Here is a 15549-nt window from a genome sequence, read left to right on the forward strand (position 1 = left end):
CCGGCCAGGTGGCCGGGACCCTGTGACGTGGAACCCTTTTCCGCGCGAAGGCGGTCAGCCCAGGTGCAGGCGGCGCATCAGGCGCAGGGTGACCAGGGTGGACTTGAGCTGCTTCTCGTAGGGCATGGAGGAGCGGGAGGCCATGATCTGCTTCTTCTGCACGCCGACATTGATGGTGTCGGTGTACTTCAGCAGCCCGGCCGCGCCGTGGCGAGTGCCGACGCCGGACTGCTTGACGCCGCCCGACGGCGTGCCCTTGGCGGCATAGCTGGTAATGAAGCCGTCGTTGATGTTGATCGAGCCGGATTCGATGCGCTCGGCGAGTTTCGTTGCGCGGTCGAAGTTTCCGGTCCAGATGGCGGCGTTCAACCCGTAGGGGGTGTCGTTCGCGAGGGCCACGGCCTCGTCGTCGGTCTTGTACTTGTAGATGCTGACGACCGGTCCGAAGGTTTCCATGGTGGCCAGCGCCATGTCCTTGGTGACATCGGTGAGGACGGTCGGCTCGAAGAAGGCCGGCCCGAGGTCCGGACGCGGGTTGCCACCGGTGACGATGGTCGCGCCCTTCTCCCGCGCCTCGTCGACGTGCGCCGCGACCCGCTTCATGTGGTCGACGGAGACCAGCGACCCCATCTCGGGTGCGAAGTCGTAGGACGCGCCCATCTTCCCGGCGAGTTCGTCCGCGGCCGCGGTGAACCGGCGGAGGAACTCGTCGTAGATGCGTTCCTGCACGTAGATGCGCTCGATGTGCATGCAGATCTGGCCGGCGTTGCCGAAGGCCGCGAACAGGATCGACGGGATGGCCTCGTCGAAGTTGACGTCATCGAGCACGATCATCGGGTTCTTGCCGCCGAGCTCGAGGCTGCACCCGATCAGGTTTCGCCCCGACTGCTCGCCGATGGTGCGGCCGGTGGCGGTGGAGCCGGTGAACATGACGAACTCGACATTGTCGATCAGGGTCGGCCCGACATCGGGGCCGACGCCGCAGACCACCTGGATGAGCCCGCGCGGCAGGCCCGCCTTGTGGAGCAGTTCGATGCCGTACAGGGTGCACAGCGCGGTCTTGTTGTCCGGCTTCATGATCACGCCGTTGCCCGCGATCAACGCCGGGGTGGAGTCGGACATGGAGATGGCGAACGGGAAGTTCCACGGCGCGATGACCGCGACGACGCCCTTCGGCCGGTGCTCCTCGGTGGAGGAGGTGATGACCGGCATGGGCCCGGAGCGCTTCTTGGGCTTGAGCGTCTTCTCGGCGGTCTTGAGATACTGCGCGATCACCAGCGGGGTGTCGCACACTTCCTCGATGGCCATGCGCCGGGCCTTGCCGCAGCCGATCTGGATCAGGTCGGCGAGCGTCTCGATCTCGGTGAGCAGCAGCTCGTGCGCGCGCTCGAAGACCGCGAGCCGGTCCTTGAGCGGGCGGGCGGCCCATTCCTTCTGCGCGGCGCGAGCCATTTCGGCCGCGGCCACCACATCCTCGGGGGAGGATTGGGGCAGGTAGCCGACGACGTCGCCGGTGTAGACCTCGGTCATCTCGAAGGGCTCGCGGGCCTCGCCGGCCTTGCCCGCGGTCACCATCGCGGTCAGCCGGTTGATGAGGGATTCCGTGACGCGCGGCGGAAGCTTCGCCTTACTCGTTGTGCTCATGGGACTCTCTCCACTACTTGCCGCCCGTGACGGCGGTCACCATGGTTCAAACTAGAACACGTTATTGTTTAGGACAACGGCGCGGGGTACTTTCGTGCCGGAATCTTGGTTCGTCCATATCGAAAGAAGGGTCGGCGATGACCGCAGCGACTGCTGAAACCCCCGCCAACACCGAGCCGCACGCGCTGGTCGAGAAGCGTGGCGCGACGCTCATCGTCACCATGAACCGCCCGAAGTCCAAGAACGCGCTGACCGGCGAGATGCTGGCCATCATGACCGAGGCGTGGGACACGGTCGACAACGATCCGGAGATCCGCTCCTGCATCCTCACCGGTGCCGGCGGCGCGTTCTGCGCGGGCGCGGATCTGAAGAACATGAACAAGAACAAGCCCGAGGACGGCATGAAGGAGGGTTCGGCCTTCGACCCGTCCCGCATGCCGGGTCTGCTCAAGGGCCGCCGTCTGACCAAGCCGCTGATCGCCGCGGTCGAGGGCGCGGCCATCGCGGGCGGCACCGAGATCCTGCAGGGCACCGACATCCGCATCGCCGGTGAGAGCGCCAAGTTCGGTGTGTCCGAGGCGAAGTGGAGCCTGTTCCCGATGGGCGGCTCGGCGGTGCGCCTGCCGCGCCAGATCCCGTACACCGTGGCCGCGGAGCTGCTGCTGACCGGCCGCCACATCACCGCCGCGGAGGCGCTGAACTTCGGTCTGATCGGCCACGTGGTGCCGGACGGCACCGCGCTGGACAAGGCCCTCGAGATCGCCGAGCTGATCAACAACAACGGCCCGCTGGCCGTGCAGGCGATCCTGAAGGTCATCCGCGACACCGAGGGCCTGCACGAGGAAGAGGCGTTCAAGATCGACGCCAAGGTCGGCCTGCCGGTCTTCCGCAGCAATGACGCCAAGGAAGGCCCGCGCGCGTTCGCCGAGAAGCGTAAGCCGAACTTCCAGGGCAACTGAGGAATTCGAGGTGGTGACGGAACCTCTCCCGTCACCACCTCGAACCATCAGCGGGCGGCCACTTCCTCGGCCAGGAATCCGCCGGACTGGTGCCGCCACAGTTGCGCGTAGGTGCCTTCTCCGCGCAGCAGTTCCTCGTGGCTGCCCTGTTCGACGATCCGCCCGCGATCGAGCACGATGAGCCGGTCCATCCCGGCCACGGTGCTCAACCGGTGCGCGACCACCAGCGCCGTACGCCCTTCCATCAACTCCCAGAGCGCCTGTTGCACCAGGATCTCGCTCTCGGAGTCGAGGGCGCTGGTGGCCTCGTCCAGCAGCAGGATCGGGGCGTCGCGCAGGATGGCCCGCGCGAGCGCGACCCGCTGGCGTTGTCCGCCGGACAGTTTCACGCCGCGCTCGCCGATGAGCGTCTCCATGCCGTCGGGCAGCCCGTCCGCGAACTCGGTGACGTGGGCGGCCTTGGCGGCGCGCCGCACCTCCTCGTCGGTGGCCTCGGGCCGGGCGAAGCGGATGTTGTCGCTCAGCGATCGGTGGAACATGGCCGGGTCCTGCGGCACGTAGGACAGCAGACTGCGCAGATCGTTCTGGCGCAGTCGTGAGATGTCCTGTCCGCCGATGCGGATCACGCCGCCGTCGATGTCCATCATGCGCAGCAGCAACTGGGTGAGCGTGCTCTTGCCGCCGCCGGACCGGCCGACCAGGCCGATGCGCGCGCCGCCGGGCACGTGCAGATCCAGGCCGCGGAACAGCGGCTGCGCCCCCGCGTGCGCGAAGTTCACCTTCTCGAACCGGATGTCGGATCCCTTGGGCCGCAAGGGTTCCGGTTCGGCGATGTCGAGCACGGTCGGCGATTCCAGCAGCAGCTCGGTGAACTGCGCGGCCTCGGTGGTGGTGCTCTCCAGCCGCCGGTAGATCTGGTTGAACCGGAACATGATCCCGGTGGCGTTCCAGTAGTAGGTGAAGGCCACCATGATCACCTCGACCGACGCGTGCCCGCCGCCCATGCCGAGGGCGATGAGCAGCCCGGCCACGTTCACGATCACCATCAGCGGGGTGATGGCGGTGTCGATGTAGAGATTGTTGTAATCCCACGACAGCAACGACTTTCGCCGTTGCACCGCGACCCGCCGCCGGTGTTCGGCGATCTCCTCGGGTTCGGCCGCGAAGGCCCGCACCGCCTGCATGTTCGACAGGGTGTCGGAGACGTGCCCGGACACCAGGGCGATGGCCGCCTCGCGGTCGTCGACCAGATGCTGGCGGCGCCGGATGAGCGGGGTGACGACCACGCCGCTGACGGCGATGAGGCCGAGCAGCACGATGACCAGCATCGGGTCGTAGCGCCACAGCACCACCGACGCGAAGGTCAGCGGCACGAAGGCGGCGACGATCTCGAAGGCGAAGGTGTCGGCGAAGTCCTCGAACCGGGTGGCGAAACTCAGCGCGCGCTTGGTCAGCGAGCCCGCGAAGTTGTTGTGGAAGAACGCGGAGTCCTTGGCGAGGAGTTCGTCCATCGCGGTGTTGTAGAGGTTCTCGATCCCGTTGGCGTCCAGGCGGTTCAGGAAGTGGATGCCGACGCGCCAGCACACCTCGGAGATGAACAGCAGCGCGCCGAACCCCACCACATAGGGTGCGAGCGCGCCGATGGACGAGTCACCGGTGGCGGCGACCTTGCCGACGACGATCGCGACCAGCAGCGGCGCGATGTAGAGCTGGCAGATATTGCCGAGGGCGGGCCCCAGCATGGCCGTGATCGTGATGGCTTTGCGCCGGGCCATTTCCTGGCCGTAATAGCGCAGAACCAGCCGTACCGCGGACGTGCGCGTACTCATTCATCCCCCTCTCGGCTAGTGCTTGCAGAGAGCCCAGAGTGCCCGGAGGGGAGTGATAGCGCTACTGAATTATTGCTGGATGGTTGCGGGATACGGGTGCTGGGCGGCCGCAGAGCCCGGCCGCCCAGCACCGGAGCGGATGCCGATCGGAGCACGTGCCGGCATCCACGTTCGGGGGTGCTACTCGATCGGACGGATCGTGCGCCGGATGATGGCGCGCGCTACGCCGGGCAGGAATCGCCGCATGTAGTAGGCGGGCCGAGCCTCTCCGGGGAATACGTAGAGCGGCGTCTTCGATGCGGCCAACGCCTTTTCCAGGGTGTCGACGACGAATTCCGGGGTGACGGGGACCGCGTTGCCGAGCACGCTGGCGTTCTCCTCGCGGACCACGTCCAGGAACGGGGTCTCGACGCCGGGCGGGCACAGGACGAGCAGGCGCACGCCGGTGCCGTGCAGTTCATAGGAGAGGCTGTCGGCGAAGCCGATGACGGCGTGCTTGGACGCGGTGTATCCGGCCATGCCGGGTGAGGGCAGCCAGCCGACGAGTGAGGCGAACAGCACCACGGTCCCCGCGCCCGCGTCGCGCATGGCGGGCACGACCGCCTGCACCAGGTTGACGGTCCCGATGTAGTTGACGTCCATCATCTTCCGGATCAGGGCCACGTCGTGGTCCAGCACCGAGGCGTGCACATGGCCGATGCCGGCCGCGTGCACCAGCCGGTCGATGGTCCCCAGTTCCGAGCGCACCTTGTCGACGACGGCCCGGACCTGCGCGGCATCGGAGACGTCGCATTCGTAGGTGTGGGTGTTGGGTGAGCGGGCGGCGGTGACGGCCAGCCCGTCGGCGTTCACGTCGACGGCGGCCACCTGCCAGCCCGCGGCGGCGAGGCGTTGCGCGACGACGCGGCCCTGGCCGCTGGCCGCTCCGGTGACCAGTGCAGTGCGGGTCATCGGACCTCCTGGGTCTGCAAGACCGTGGCGGCGTCCTCGAAAGTCATGCGGAGCGCGCCGATCCGGCTGGAGAACAGTGCGCGCCCGGGCAGCCCGAGGGCGCGCAGTTGATCGGAGACGGGGTGGTCTCCGAGGTGGATGCGGGCGCCGCCCGGCCGTCCCCGGACCTGGCCGGGGTTCATGATCCAGGGTGTGCGGCGCAGGATTCCGTTGCGCGAGGTGTAGGCGTCGATGGAGGCCCCGCCCGCGCCGGCGGGCATCGGGACACCGTCGGCGACTCGCAGCGCGAGCACGAACTGCCCGTCGACGCGGACCTCGCACCGGTGCCCGCGCCCGTCGGGCGTGATGTCGATGTCGGCCATGAGCTTGGGGAATCCCCAGATCGACTGTCCCGCTTCGCAGGTGAAGCTCTGGTTCACCGGCAGCCAGTGGATGTAGGCCCCGGTGCTGTCCTTGCGCCCGGGCTGTTTCGCCATGATCGAGAACGCGAATTCGTGGTACGGCCCGAGGTCGCCGTCGACGTAGCGCACGAAGGCCAGCGAGAGCACGGCCTTGCCGAGCACGGTGAGCGGCTCCAGCCCGGTGCCGGTGAGCAGTTCGGCGGCGGCGCGGGCGTCGACGAGGAACAGCGCCGAACTCGCGTCCGCGTGCCGGATCCGCACCGGCATGCTGACCCGCTCCCCGAGCACGGTGTGGGCATCTACCATGTTCGAATTAGAACAGGTTTCACCTAGGCGCGCCGGTTGTTTCACGCAGTTCGTCCGCTCACCGGTCACCTACTTTCATGGTCTGGCGCCCGCTCGGCGACATATGCCTTCGCCCACCGGTAGTCGGGCTTCCCGCTCGGGGTCCGGGCGACGGTCGCGGCCACCCAAATCCGCCGCGCCAGTTTGTATCCGGCGAGGCGATCGCGCACATGAGCCTCCAGGGCGGCGAGGTCGATGTCGCCGTCCGCCGGGGAGACCACGGCCGCGACCAGCTGTCCCCAGCGCTCGTGCGGGACCCCCACCACCACCGCGTCGTAGACCGCCGGATGGGCCTTGAGGGTGGCCTCGACCTCCTCGGGGAAGACCTTCTCCCCGCCGGTGTTGATGACCATGTTGCCGCGCCCGATCAACGTGACCGACCCGTCGGATTCGACGCGCGCGCGATCGTCGGTGATCACCATTCGCACGCCGTCCACGACGCGAAACAGCTTGCCGGTCTTGACCGGATCCTTGTAGTACCCGATCGGCACATTGCCGGTCTTGGCCACCCATCCCTCCCCGCCGGGTGCGACGGGCCGCCCGTCATCGTCGACCACCAGCGCGCCTCGGCCGGTGCTCACTCGCGGCGCGCGGGCCGGGTCGTCGTCCTTCTGCGCGAATCCGATTCCGCCGAAACCGGTTTCGGACGAACCGATGGACTCGGTGACCAGGGTGCTCGGGAACAGTTCCAGCAGTGCGTTCTTCACCGGCTGGGTCAGTTGCGCCGCCCCTGACCCGATGGAGATGAGCGAGGAGGCGTCCACGGGCGCGGCCCGATACGAGTCGACCAGCGGCCGGGCGATGGCGTCGCCGGTGACGACCAGGACGTGCGGCCGTTCGCGCGCCACCACCCGCCACACCTCGTCGGGATCGAAGCGCGGCTGGAACAGCACCGCGTTGCCCGACCACAGCGCGGTGAAGGCGGGCATCATGGCGGCGGCGTGGATGAGCGGCGGCAGCACGAACCAGGTCATGGGGAACTCGTTCTGCGCGGCCACCCGGGACTGCTGGTATTCGTCGGCGACGGGTTCACCGGTGTAGAAGTCGATGCCGCCGCCGAGCACCCGCCACATGTCCTCCTGGCGCCAGATGACGCCCTTGGGCAGACCGGTGGTGCCGCCGGTGTACATGATGAAGTGGTCGTCGGCGCTGCGCGGCCCGAAATCCCGGATGCCGGAGGCCGATTCGAGCGCCTCCTCGTAGGGCAGCGAACGGCTCGGCAGTCCCGCTCCCCCCTGGTCGTCCTCCACGACCAGGGTGTGCCGCAGCTTCGGCAGCTGATCGCGGATCTCCTCGATGAGCGGCGCGTAGCAGCGGTGGTGCACCGCCATCTCGAGGTCGGCGTTGTCGTAGACGTAGCGCAGTTCCTCGGCCCGGTACCGGTAGTTGATATTGACCGGCACCGCGCGAATCTTGTAGCAGCCCAGCAGGGTTTCGAGGCTCTCGATGCTGTTGTGCATGTGGAACCCGATGTGGGTGCCGGGCCCGGCCCCGGCCGCCGCCAGGTGGTGGGCGAGCCGGTTGGCGCGGGCGTCGAGCTGGGCGAAGGTGAGCCGCCGTGTCCCCTCGATCACGGCGGTCCGGTCCGGCACGGCGTCGGCCGAGTGTTCGTAGAGGTCGGCGAAGTTGCACGCCATGGCCGTTTCTCCTGGTGTGTTCCGGCTACAGGACGGTGAGCGGCAGCGGTGTGCCCCGGTCGGTGAAGGTGAAGGCCGCCCCGGAGCTGAACCGGGTGATGGCGACCTCGTCGGCCTCCCGGAACGGCAGGTCGGCGCAACCGATTTCGAGGGTGAGCCCGCAGTCGGCGGCCTCGCGGACCCGGGCGTGGAAACGCGGGTTCACCCCGCGCACCAGGGCGTCGAGCGGCTGAAGATGGCCGGGGTCGAGCAGGGCGGGCCAGGCGCCGTCGTCGACCGCGCCGCAGCCGCGGCCGATGCGCAGTTCGACCAGCTGCTCCCCACCGGCGGTCTCGGCCGTCACGCCGACGTCGACATAGGCGGCCGGGTTCAGCGCCGGGTGCAGGCGCAGCACCTTGGCCAACGCCGCCATATCGTCGCCGAGCCCGAGCGCGATGCGGATGCGTTCGGCGGTGAGGCCCGCGATGCCGGTGAACTGTTTGCGCAGGATGTCCAGCGCCACTTCCGGTTTCGCGCGCTTCTCCACCGCGGTCCGGTAGCCGAGGGTGAGCAGGTGGTGCTGCAGGCACACCTCGTCGGCGATCCGGATGAGCGCCGAGCGCGAGAAGTCCTCGAACCGCAGGTCACTCAGCAGCGGCCCCGTATAGTCCGCCTGCCCGGGATCTTCCGGGTCGATGGGGTCGAGCACGGTGGCGGCGGCCTCGGATCCGGCCACCACCTGCGCGTCCTCGTGCGGGATCGGCGGTTCGTGCGCGGGATCGATCGTGACGGTCCACGCGCACACCGGTTTCCGGTCCGCCGGTTCGCGGGGCGGCCGATGCACGGGTCGCACCTGGGCGTGCGGATTGGTGGCGAGCGCGGTCGCGTCGAAGGTGGGGTCCTCGATGTCGTGGCACATGGCCACCACGAATTCGGTGCCCATCGGCTCGACGTCGGCGAGCGCGCCGCAGTGGTCGAGATGGAATTCCCCGTGATCGTGGTCGATCACCGTGTAGCGGAAGTCCATGAACTGCGGTGGCGCGCCGATATCCAGCTGGAAGCCCTTGAAGATGGCGTCCACCCCGTCACCGGTGATGCCGAGCGCCCGCCGCATGCGCCGGGTGTAGACCGGGCTGGCCAGCTGCCATTCGTCGATGGCGACCGCGGTCATGCCCTCCCGGCCGAGCGCGCCGAGCACGTGCGCCATCCCGGACCGGTCGATGAGGTGCCCGCACAGCAGCAGTTCCGGAACCAGCAGGGCCAGTTCGGATCTGGTGAGTGACGCGTATCTGCTGGTCACCACAGGGGCACCGGCCCCTTCCCGACCGGGTACCAGCCGGGCAACGGTTCGCCCGACATGGACCGTTCCATGCGCTTGCGCATGCCGGACGAGAGCGCGTTGTTCGAAATCATCTCCACGAACAGCGCGGTCACATTGCCGAAGTCGAAGAAGTCGCGCTGCCAGCTCCACTGGTAGTTCCCGGCGTAGCGGAACCAGCTGCCGCCGAGCCCTTCCGGGCTGTAGGGCCGTCCGTCGGCCCGCTGCTGATCGTTGACCTGTTTCCAGAATCCGATGACGCTGCCGGTGCGCTCGTCGACCACGAATTCCTGGTACGGGTACGTCCAGCCCTCGAGCCCGAACATCTCCTGGCCGAGCGCGATATCGCGGATCTCGTCGCGTCCGACGGCCATGAATTCCTGCTGCGGACCGTAGTTCCAGCCATAGGTGGCGTCGTCGGTGTAGAAGTGCTCGAGGGGTTTCCAGTCCCCGGCCGCCTCACACTGTTTGTTCTCGTCCACCCAGCGGCGGATCATCTCGTCGAGTTCGTCGCGGGACCAGCTCACGGCTGTCTCCTTCATTCGACAGCGCTGTCGTCTACGAGCGACAGGGCCTGGGTCGGGCAGTAGCGGACGGCGGCGCGGGCCGCGTCCAGGTCGGTGCCGGGGTCGGCGCGCAGGATCCGCACCTGTCCCTGTTTGGGCACCTCGAAGAGGTCGGGGGCCTCGTCCTGGCAGACGGCGTGGCCCTGGCAGAGGTCGAGATCGACGACCAGGCGCATGATCAGGGTCCTTCCGGATTCGGCTCGCGCAGTGGCGCTTCGGGCTGGACCTCCACCAGCACCAGGTGCGCGCCGCGCGGGGTGGACACGACCGAGGACACGGCCGCCGCGAGATCGGCGGGCCGCAGGAACTGCGGGTGCCGGGCGAATCCCCACTTCACCCAGTTCTCCAGCAGCGGACCCACCACTTCCGGGGTGGCCTGCATGCCCATGCCGGTGAGGGTCTGGCCCGGCCGCACGATGGACGAGCGCACGCCGGTGCCCTCCAGTTCCATGCGCAGCTGGGTGGCGAACGCCTCGACGCCGGTCTTGGCGGCGTTGTACGCGCCCGCGCCGGGCCGGGCCCGCACGGCGCAGTCGGAGCCGATGACCACGAAGTCGCCGCGCTGCCGCTCGATCATGCCGGGCAGCACCCGGTGCGCGAGGCGTTGCGCGCCGACCAGGTGCACCCGCACCTGGGATTCGAACAGGTCGGGATCCATCTCCCAGCCCTGCCCGAATTCGAGGTCGCCCGCGCCGGAGACCAGGACCTCGGTGGGCCCGAGCGCCGCCTCGGCGGCGGTGACGAATTCGTTCACCGAGGCGGTATCGCAGACGTCGAGCCGTCCGGCGAAGGCTTCCCCGCCCTCGGCGCGGATCTTCTCGGCGAGGGTTTCGCAGATCTCCACCCGGCGCGCACCCAGCGCGACCGGGTGTCCCAGCGCGGCAAGGGCTTCCGCGGTGGCGGCCCCGATTCCGGAGGACGCGCCCGCCACGATGGCGGGGCGGCGGGCGGGATGCGGTGCGAAGCGGGCCATTCAGCGAACCTCCACGGAGACGGGCAAGTGGGCGAAGCCGCGCACATTCACCGAATGCACGCGCTGGATACCGGTGTCGGCGATGCCGTACGAGCGGACGCGAGCGGCGAACTCGCGCAACACGATCGACGCCTCCAGTCGCGCCAGGTGCGCGCCGAGGCAGAAGTGCACGCCGCGGCCGAAGCTGATCAGCCCGCCCTTGTCGCCGCGTTCGAGGTCGTAGCGATCCGGGTCGTGGAAGACGGCGTCGTCGCGATTGGCGGATCCGATGAGCAGCAGCACTTTCGAGCCCGCGGGAATGGTCTGCCCATAGTACTCGAGGTCCTCGGCGGCGGTGCGCGCCAGGATCTGGCTGGAGGCGTCGTAGCGCAGGGTCTCCTCGACCCAGTCCTCCACGAGTTCGGGGTGGGCGGCGGCCTTGGCGTACTGCTCGGGATTGCGGCCCGCCCAGTACAGCGCGTTGCCGAGCAGTTTGGTGGTGGTCTCGTTGCCCGCGACCACCATGAGGAACATGAAGCCGAGGATCTCCTCCTCGGTCAGCCGGTCCCCGTCGGCCTCGGCGTCGAGCAGGGCCGAGGTGAGGTCGTCGGCGCGTTTGCGCTTCCGTTCGGCGAGGATCTCGTTGTAGTAGCCCGCGAGTTTCATGGCCGCCTCCATGGCCGCGATCGGCACGTCCAGCACGCCCTCCTCACGATGCACCAGGAGGTCGGCCAGCCGCCGGAGTTCGGCGCGATCGGCTTCGGGCACGCCGAGCAGTTCGGAGATGACGTCCATCGGGACCTGGCCCGCGACCGCGTCGATCCAGTCGAAATCGCCGCCGGCCAGGGCGGGTTCGAGGTAGCGCAGGGTGATCTCGCGGATCCGCGCGCCCATCTCGGTCACCCGCCGGGGTGTGAATCCCTGGTAGACGAGCTTGCGCAGACGCAGGTGCCGGGGGTCGTCCATGGCCAGGAAGGACATGGTTCGCCAGGCGTGCGGCCCCCAGGCGGCGGGGTCGAGCGAGACCCCGTTGGCACTGGACAGGCGCACGTTGTCCCGGAAGCCGGCCGCCACGTCCCCGTGCCGCGAGAGCGCCCAGAAGTCCAGCTCGGGGTGGTGGTACACCGGGGCCTCGGTGCGCAACCGCTGGTACACGGGGTAGGGGTCCTCGTGGATGCGGTAGTCGTAGGGGTCGAACAGCAGCGGCTCCAGCGAGGCTGCGGTCATGGTGGGTCCACCTCGTATTCGATAACTCGTTCATCGGCTCTGATGAACGTTTTCCAGCAACGGAGACACGTAGCTGGACATGTGTCTGTACGGTACTAGCGACGGGATCACCTCACAACGGAATCCCGCGAAGAAAATCGGCCGGACCGCAGAAACTGAAACCTGTTCTTGCGCGTTTCCGAGCCGCGAACCTATAGTCCGTACACGTGTCCGGACAGCATGGGAGCTACCTATGAGCCCGAGCGATCTCGTCCCCGACGGCGGTTCGCACCTGCTGATCGGCGGCAAGTTGACGCCCGGCGGCGGCGGTGTGTTCACCACCGTCGACCCGGCCACCGGGGAACCCCTCGGCTATGCCGCCAATGCCGACTCCGCCGATATGGACGCGGCCATCGCCGCGGCCCGCACCGCCTTCGACACCACCGACTGGTCCCGCGATCCGGCATTCCGCGCGGCCTGCCTCCGGCAGCTGCGCGACGCCCTGCGCGGGCACATCGAGGAACTGCGCGAGATCACCATCGCCGAGGCGGGCGCACCCCGCATGCTCACCAGCGGTCCGCAGCTGGAGGGACCGGTCGGGGATCTCGGCTACTTCGCCGATCTGGCCGAGAACTACGCGTGGGAAACCGATCTCGGGGTCGCCGCGCCCATGGGGATCAAGAGCTCGCGCCGGCTGCGGCGCGAACCCATCGGCGTGGTCGGGGCGATCACGCCCTGGAACTTCCCGCACCAGATCAACTTCGCCAAACTGGGTCCGGCGCTCGCGGCCGGAAACACCGTGGTGCTCAAGCCCGCGCCCGACACCCCGTGGTGCGCGGCGGCCGTGGGCCGGATCATCGCCGAGGAGACCGACATTCCGGCCGGGGTGGTCAATATCGTCACCTCCGACGATCACGGCCTCGGCACGCAGCTGGTCACCGATCCGCGGGTGGACATGATCTCGTTCACCGGGTCCACCCAGACCGGCAAGGCGGTGATGACCGCCGCGGCGGCGTCGCTGAAGAAGGTGTTCCTGGAGCTGGGCGGCAAGTCGGCGTTCATCGTGCTCGACGACGCGGACATCGCGGCCGCCGCGAGCTATGCCGCGTTCGGCGTGTGCGTGCACGCGGGCCAGGGCTGTGCGATCAGCACCCGCCTGCTGGTGCCGCGCGAACTGCACGATCAGGCCGTCGAAGCCGCCGCGCGCACCATGGCGGGCATCCGTCCCGGGGATCCGGCGAAACCCGGAACCGTGTGCGGCCCGGTCATCTCCGAACGCCAGCGGGCGCGGATCGAGCGCTATCTCGACATCGCGCGCGCCGAGGGCGGCACCATCGTCACCGGCGGCAAGCGGCCCGACCGTGAGAACGGCTGGTTCGTCGAGCCGACGCTGATCACGGGCCTGCCCAACAGTTCCACCGTGGCCCAGGAGGAGATCTTCGGGCCGGTCCTCACCGTCATCCCGCACGACGGTGACGCCGATGCCGTCCGCATCGCCAACGACTCCCCTTACGGCCTGTCCGGCACGGTGTGGGGCAGCGACCCTGAGCGGCTGCGCGAGGTCGTGAACGGCGTGCGCACCGGGACGCTCAGCGTCAACGGCGGCATCTGGTATTCGGCCGACGCGCCCTTCGGCGGCTACAAGCAGTCCGGCGTGGGCCGGGAAATGGGCGTCCTCGGATTCGAGGAATACACCGAGACCAAACTCATCGCGACCGGCGTCTGAGGAGTACCGACATGAGCCGATTCACCGACAGGTCGATCATCGTCACCGGCGCCGCGCGCGGCATCGGGGCGGCCTACGCGAAAGCGCTGGCCGCCGAGGGCGCGAAAGTCGTTGTCGCCGACCTGAACAGCGAACTGGGCGAGGCGACCGCCAAGGAGATCACCGCCGACGGCGGCGTCGCGGTCTTCGCGCCGGTCGACGTCGCCGATCCGGAATCCGCCAAGGCCCTGGCCGATTTCACCGTCGCCGAGTTCGGCGGCATCAACCACCTGGTCAACAATGCCGCCATCTACGGCGATATGAAGCTGGACCTGCTGGTGTCCGTGCCGTGGGACTACTACAAGAAGTTCATGGCCGTGAACCTCGACGGCGCGCTGAACGTCACGCGCGCGGTCTACAAGCACATCGCCAAGGCGGGCGGCGGGTCCATCGTGAACCAGTCCTCCACCGCCGCCTGGACCTACTCCGGCTTCTACGGGCTGGCCAAGGCCGGGATCAACAGCCTCACCCAGCAGCTGGCACACGAGTTGGGGCACTCCAGGATTCGGGTGAACGCCATCGCACCGGGACCCACCGACACCGAGGCCACCCGCAGCATCGTGCCCGAGCAGTTCGTGGATCAGCTGGTGAAGCAGATGGCGCTCAAGCGGCTCGGCACCACCGAGGACATGGTCGGGGCCTGCCTGTACCTGCTGTCCGACGACGCGGGCTGGGTCACCGGTCAGGTGCTGAATGTCGATGGCGGGCAGGTGTTCCGGCCATGAGCGAGGATATCGCGATCGGGTTCATCGGACTCGGCAATATGGGTGCGCCGATGGCGCAGCGGCTGGTCGAATGGCCGGGCGGGCTCGTGGTCTGCGATATGCGGGCCGACGCGCTGCGGCCGTTCACCGACGCGGGGGCGACCGCCGCCGCGACCGCCGCGGACGTGGCCGAGCGGTGCCGGGTCATCTCGGTGGTCGTCCTCGACGACGCGCAGGTGCGCACGGTGGTGACCGGCCCGGACGGTCTGCTCCGGACCGCGAAGCCCGGCACCGTGATCGCGGTGCACTCCACCATCTCCGATCGGACCGCCGTGGAACTCGGTGCCGAATGCGCTTCGCACGGTGTCGAATTCGTGGACGCGCCGATCAGCGGCGGGACGCCCGCCGCGCAGCAGGGCGCGCTCGCGGTCATGGTGGGCGGCAGTCCCGCCGCCTTCGAGGCGGTGCGCGAGCCGTTCGGGCGGTTCGGATCGCTGGTCATCCACGCCGGCGACGTCGGCGCGGGCACGCGGATGAAACTGGCGCGCAACCTGCTCCACTTCGTCGCCTTCACCGCGGCGTCGGAGGCGCAGCGGCTGGCCGAGGCCGCGGGACTGGATATCGCCGCCCTCGGCAAGGTGGTCCGGCATTCCGACTCGCACACCGGCGGGCCCGGCGCGATCATGCTGCGCAAGACCACCGCACCGGTCGAGGCGGACGATTTCTGGTTCCCCATCCTCGGTCATGTGCGCGATCTCGGTGAGAAGGACCTGTCCTTGGCCTTGGATCTGGCGGGCCGGTTGGATCTCGACCTACCGCTGGCGCAGCAGGCCTTGCACAACTTGGGAGACGGACTCGGCGTGGGGCCCGGATCCATTGCGAAGGAGCAGAAATGAGCGACGAGCAGATGTCCGAACAGCGGCAGCAGGGCCTGAAGACGATGTCGGAGGTGTACGGCTTCGACCTGCCGAACTTCTCCGGCGACCCGTTCTTCGAGGTCACCGCGGATCATCTCTTCGCGGATATCTGGAACCGGCCCGGCCTCTCCATGCGGGACCGGCGCATGTTGCTGCTCGGCGCGATCACCGCGCAGGGGCACGCCGACATCCTCGAGATCCAGGTGGGCGCGGCCCTGCGCAACGGCGAGCTCGACGCCGATCAGCTGCGCGAGATCACGGTGTTCCTGGCCCACTATGTGGGCTGGCCCAGCGCGACCAAGCTCGACGGCGCCGTACGCAAGACGCTCGCCAAAGACCAGAAGAAGTAGTAATCCCGACCCGCAGTGAGGAATAC

At 68.5% G+C, this 15549-nt stretch carries 15 protein-coding genes; 5 read left to right on the top strand and 10 right to left on the bottom strand.

What is annotated here, in order from left to right:
• Positions 1 to 54: 54 nt before the first annotated feature.
• The gene (locus tag ACFYTS_RS02255) at positions 55 to 1644 is read right to left on the bottom strand and encodes a succinic semialdehyde dehydrogenase (protein ID WP_387300729.1); all 1590 of its coding nucleotides are present in this window, start codon (positions 1642 to 1644) and stop codon (positions 55 to 57) included.
• Between the two features lie 137 nt (positions 1645 to 1781).
• Between ACFYTS_RS02255 and ACFYTS_RS02260 the strand changes: the two genes are divergently transcribed.
• The gene (locus tag ACFYTS_RS02260) at positions 1782 to 2603 is read left to right on the top strand and encodes a crotonase/enoyl-CoA hydratase family protein (protein ID WP_357087710.1); all 822 of its coding nucleotides are present in this window, start codon (positions 1782 to 1784) and stop codon (positions 2601 to 2603) included.
• A 47-nt stretch (positions 2604 to 2650) separates the two neighbouring features.
• Here the strand turns inward: ACFYTS_RS02260 and ACFYTS_RS02265 are convergent, their stop codons facing one another.
• From ACFYTS_RS02265 to ACFYTS_RS02305, 9 genes are all read right to left on the bottom strand, one after another.
• Positions 2651 to 4432 carry an ABC transporter ATP-binding protein gene (locus ACFYTS_RS02265; protein ID WP_387300731.1) on the bottom strand — a complete coding sequence of 594 codons (1782 nt, stop codon included), beginning with the start codon at positions 4430 to 4432 and terminating at the stop codon, positions 2651 to 2653.
• Between the two features lie 180 nt (positions 4433 to 4612).
• Positions 4613 to 5383: an SDR family NAD(P)-dependent oxidoreductase gene (locus ACFYTS_RS02270; protein WP_387300733.1), complete on the bottom strand. Its 771-nt coding sequence runs from the start codon at positions 5381 to 5383 to the stop codon at positions 4613 to 4615.
• Positions 5380 to 6090, bottom strand: coding sequence for an acetoacetate decarboxylase family protein (locus ACFYTS_RS02275; protein WP_387300735.1), 711 nt, complete (start codon positions 6088 to 6090; stop codon positions 5380 to 5382). The genes ACFYTS_RS02270 and ACFYTS_RS02275 overlap by 4 nt, the downstream gene beginning before the upstream one ends.
• A 65-nt stretch (positions 6091 to 6155) precedes the next feature.
• Complete coding sequence (locus ACFYTS_RS02280) at positions 6156 to 7766, bottom strand: acyl-CoA synthetase (RefSeq protein WP_387300737.1); 1611 nt, start codon at positions 7764 to 7766, stop codon at positions 6156 to 6158.
• Positions 7767 to 7791: 25 nt separating this feature from the next.
• A complete protein-coding gene (locus ACFYTS_RS02285) occupies positions 7792 to 9048 on the bottom strand; it encodes a hypothetical protein (RefSeq protein WP_387300739.1) in 1257 nt (418 codons plus the stop codon).
• Entirely contained in the window at positions 9042 to 9605 is a 564-nt protein-coding gene (locus tag ACFYTS_RS02290; RefSeq protein WP_357275527.1) for a nuclear transport factor 2 family protein, read from the bottom strand. The genes ACFYTS_RS02285 and ACFYTS_RS02290 overlap by 7 nt, the downstream gene beginning before the upstream one ends.
• Positions 9602 to 9805, bottom strand: coding sequence for a ferredoxin (locus ACFYTS_RS02295; RefSeq protein ID WP_357275524.1), 204 nt, complete (start codon positions 9803 to 9805; stop codon positions 9602 to 9604). Before ACFYTS_RS02295 ends, ACFYTS_RS02290 begins: the two co-directional genes overlap by 4 nt.
• A gap of 2 nt (positions 9806 to 9807) precedes the next feature.
• On the bottom strand, positions 9808 to 10602 hold the full coding sequence (locus ACFYTS_RS02300; protein WP_387300742.1) for an SDR family oxidoreductase: 795 nt from the start codon (positions 10600 to 10602) through the stop codon (positions 9808 to 9810).
• On the bottom strand, positions 10603 to 11808 hold the full coding sequence (locus tag ACFYTS_RS02305) for a cytochrome P450 (protein WP_357275521.1): 1206 nt from the start codon (positions 11806 to 11808) through the stop codon (positions 10603 to 10605). It lies immediately after the preceding gene.
• Between the two features lie 232 nt (positions 11809 to 12040).
• On the opposite strand from ACFYTS_RS02305, the gene ACFYTS_RS02310 reads away from it, so the two are divergent.
• Genes ACFYTS_RS02310 through ACFYTS_RS02325 form a run of 4 tightly spaced genes read left to right on the top strand, consistent with a single transcriptional unit; the run spans position 12041 to position 15523 of the window.
• On the top strand, positions 12041 to 13513 hold the full coding sequence (locus ACFYTS_RS02310) for an aldehyde dehydrogenase (RefSeq protein ID WP_387300744.1): 1473 nt from the start codon (positions 12041 to 12043) through the stop codon (positions 13511 to 13513).
• An 11-nt stretch (positions 13514 to 13524) separates the two neighbouring features.
• The gene (locus tag ACFYTS_RS02315; RefSeq protein WP_357275517.1) at positions 13525 to 14277 is read left to right on the top strand and encodes an SDR family oxidoreductase; all 753 of its coding nucleotides are present in this window, start codon (positions 13525 to 13527) and stop codon (positions 14275 to 14277) included.
• Positions 14274 to 15152 (top strand): NAD(P)-dependent oxidoreductase, encoded by an 879-nt coding sequence (locus ACFYTS_RS02320; protein WP_387300746.1) that lies wholly within the window; start codon positions 14274 to 14276, stop codon positions 15150 to 15152. The genes ACFYTS_RS02315 and ACFYTS_RS02320 overlap by 4 nt, the downstream gene beginning before the upstream one ends.
• Positions 15149 to 15523 (top strand): carboxymuconolactone decarboxylase family protein, encoded by a 375-nt coding sequence (locus tag ACFYTS_RS02325; RefSeq protein WP_357275512.1) that lies wholly within the window; start codon positions 15149 to 15151, stop codon positions 15521 to 15523. Before ACFYTS_RS02320 ends, ACFYTS_RS02325 begins: the two co-directional genes overlap by 4 nt.
• Positions 15524 to 15549 lie beyond the last annotated feature (26 nt).

The organism is Nocardia sp. NPDC004151 (assembly GCF_042874235.1).
Taxonomy (GTDB): Bacteria; Actinomycetota; Actinomycetes; order Mycobacteriales; family Mycobacteriaceae; genus Nocardia.